Annotated in this window: 3 protein-coding genes; all 3 read right to left on the minus strand. The window is 41.4% G+C overall.

What is annotated here, in order from left to right; genetic code table 11:
• Positions 1-276 precede the first annotated feature (276 nt).
• The 3 genes from ACI4L0_RS06625 to ACI4L0_RS06635 all read right to left on the minus strand — a co-directional run bounded on the left by ACI4L0_RS06625 (position 277) and on the right by ACI4L0_RS06635 (position 2755).
• Entirely contained in the window at positions 277-867 is a 591-nt protein-coding gene (locus ACI4L0_RS06625) for a hypothetical protein (protein ID WP_439799384.1), read from the minus strand.
• A gap of 15 nt (positions 868-882) precedes the next feature.
• Entirely contained in the window at positions 883-1221 is a 339-nt protein-coding gene (locus ACI4L0_RS06630) for a helix-turn-helix domain-containing protein (protein ID WP_439799385.1), read from the minus strand.
• Positions 1222-1651: 430 nt separating this feature from the next.
• Positions 1652-2755, minus strand: a complete 1104-nt coding sequence (locus ACI4L0_RS06635; RefSeq protein ID WP_439799386.1) for an ISAs1 family transposase — start codon at positions 2753-2755, stop codon at positions 1652-1654.
• Positions 2756-3183: the final 428 nt, after the last annotated feature.

The following is a 3183-nucleotide window of genomic DNA, read 5'->3' on the forward strand; positions in this document are numbered from 1 at the left end:
CCGTAACAAGTACGTTCTTGATAGTTTTGATATTCAGCATAGTTTATGCCCTCCTTGAAATTAATGTCACCCGCCCGGGTGTTTTTTTTCACTCTGAAGAGTGCGTGGCGGAATAATCTCCGCCTGCGATTTTTTTTTGACAAGGAGAGCCAAAATGTGATATAATCTTTTTGTTCAATTTTAAGAGATTCACATATATGGCTCTCGACCGAAAAGCCTTGTTCAGCAAGTGTTGGCGCACTTCCTGAAAGGGCTTTTTTTATGCGTATATGCTTTTCATACCACCTCCTTTTGTTTTATTGCATTCCTTATAGTCTGAACAAGGAATGGTTTTCCTGCGGCATTTACAACAGTCTTTCCCACATGGAACAGCTGCTCAAGGAGCAGGAACATAGTCATGGCAAGGGCAAAGCAGGTTGCTTCTACCTCGCCGTTTATGCTCTGCTGAGTATGATGCAGTTTGATATGAGCGTACTCATGAAAAACAATCTGCATGCACTCAATGGAGTTCCGGTTTTCGTTGTAGGCAATCATGCGGCACTGTTCCCCTGTAACAGGATGTGGAAATAGGGCGCAGATACCTTCTTCCCAGCGGCTCAATGAAATTTCTCTGAATCCTTCAAGATTTTGGGGAGTAAAGGAAGAAAACTTTTTAAGCTTAATTCCCTGCTCACGGATCATCTTTTTGTAGTCAAAGTCGTCCTTGTAGTAATCAACATCGCTGAGCGTTTCAATGGCCAGAAGAATAATATCATTTACTCTCCACGGCGGAAGCACGTACGGCGTTCCGTCTGCCATTGATGCCTTCAGCGCGTTATCTGGCAATCCTTTGCCAATAAACTGTTTCATATTTTCAGTTTCTTCCATTGAACCTCCATGCTTTTATTCATCCTCCGGGCGGCTGTATTCGTCCATGAGAATTTTCATCAAGCTGATTTTCTGATTTTTGCTTAAGTCATCCTTGCTGCTTGCAAGTAAAATCTTAAGCTGGTCGTAACCATAGTGGGTATCATTACCCAAAAGATAGTCACTTGTTGTGTGAAGTGTGTTTGCGATGTTTGCAAGCACATCCGTTCTGGGCATCCGGCCGCTGGTCATGTAGCGGCTGAATGCAGCTTCTGTAATACCGCAGATTTCGCAGAGCTTCTTCTGTGAATAGCGGTTTTCTTTCATTAAATCTTTTACCCTCCTTGCAAAAATGTTTTCTTTTTCTTCTGCCATATAGCGCCTTCCTTTTATAGGCTGAAAATAGAACCGTTTTATAACGGTCATTTTTTTAGGACTGGAGCAGTTTTAGTCCTTTATCTGTAATATAACAATTTGTTGATTTAAAGTCAATAAAAATTAACCAAAAATATAATTAAATACAGCGAATTTTATCATATCAGGAGGCACGCTGAAAAAAGCCTTTGCACGCTCAGTAAAATGTTTTTGGGCGTACAGGATTTTACGGATGGACGCAGAAGAAAATCTTTTTGGGCGTACAGGATTTTACGGATGGGCGTAGAGGAAAATCTTTTTGGACGTACAGTATTTTACTGACTGTCGCAGGACAAAATATATCTTGCCAGGTCAGAAAAACTTGAGCATACAATGCCGTTTACAGAATGAATTGTTCACGGACTAAACATTGATGGCCTCAGCATGAGATTTAAATGTGTGAAAACATAATCTTTAGCCTGTAGTTGTCATCATACATGCACGAGCGCTTTCCAAAGCAAAGCTGTTCTTTGGGCTTAAGCTGCATTTTAATCCTGTTGTAGATAATCCTGCGAATTACTGCTATGTTTTCCGCCGTGTTCCTGTCGAGAACCGGGCATTCATCTTCCTTGAAAATCACATCAAGACACCAGTGAAGATTGTTTTCTACTGCCCTGTGGCTCCTGACTGCTTCTGCAAAATCCATCACATCGTCAACTGAGCTGATAAAATATCTGGATTCCACAGTTTCTTTTCCCCTGCTGATTACATGGCTCTCGCATTTTCCGAATGCCTTCAGATTTTTCCATTCCCTTAAATCTGAAAACCAGTTTATGTCTGTGTCTAAATAATAAATGCGTTTTTCAATTCTTCCGTGGCCCTTGTCGTTGGTTTCGTAAATCTGACAGCCTTTGCGCGGCTCTCCGTCAAACAGGCTCCTGATTTCCTCAAGCATCGTCTTATGGTTGCTCTTTACGGCAAGGACATATCCGCATTTCTTTTCGGATATTTTTTTGCAAATTTCTTTCTGGCACATCATCGCATCGGCTGTAATCACCGCGCCTTTTATTTTCAGCATATCGAGAAGCTCCGGGCAGGCGGAAATCTCATTCTTCTTCCCGGCTCTGCACTCTTTCTGTCCGATTACAATTCCCAGCTCGTGGCTGTATGCATGCAGCAGATGTATCGGCGGTATATTCTTTTCTTCGCTTCCGCTTCCCCTGACGGTCTTTCCGTCTATGCTGATGTAGCTTCCTTCCTTGAGGTCTAGTTTTTCCTCTATCCATTTTATGAACAGCCGCTGGAACACCTTCGGATCAATCATGCCGAGCGTCCTTCTGATTGTATCATAAGACGGAAGTCCGTTCGGAAGCTTCAGCCCGGCTTTTTCTTTCAGCCAGTTCTCTTTTATCTGCGAGAATGCGAAAATTCCATGAATTGTATTCTCGCCGGCGCTGACTCCGCACATTGCAACTATCAGTATTTCATCGATGCTGTGTAAAACCTTCCAGTCCTGTCGGCTGCCAGGTATCTCATCAAAAAATCCTTCCACCATGTAATAGATTCTATCATGGTTGCTGATTTTTAAACAGCACTTTTAACTATTTTTCATGCTGAGGCCGTGGCCGCCCTGCTTCGGCATGAAAAATAGCAAAAATAATGTAAGAAATGCTGTACTGTAATGTTTCTGCCTTGTATATCCTGAAACTATTGAGTAAGGAAAGTTGAAAAAAACATCCGATGTTTTTCTAAAAAACACGGCGTACTTTTTTAAAAACACGCCGAGAATTTTTTAAAACACGCCGTGTTTTTACTGAATTCACGCCGTGAATTTTCCGCTTTCTATAAGAATTCTGCCGTTTCCGTTAAAAATTATAAAGATCGGCAAAAAATATCAGAACTCCCCAAAAAAACTTTAAAAAACTCGATTTCTCCTCGTATATTAATGTTATTGAATTATCTTATTCGATTTGGGATAGTATA

Origin of the sequence: Treponema sp., from assembly GCF_051883275.1 — a bacterium.
Classification (GTDB): domain Bacteria; phylum Spirochaetota; class Spirochaetia; order Treponematales; family Treponemataceae; genus Treponema_D.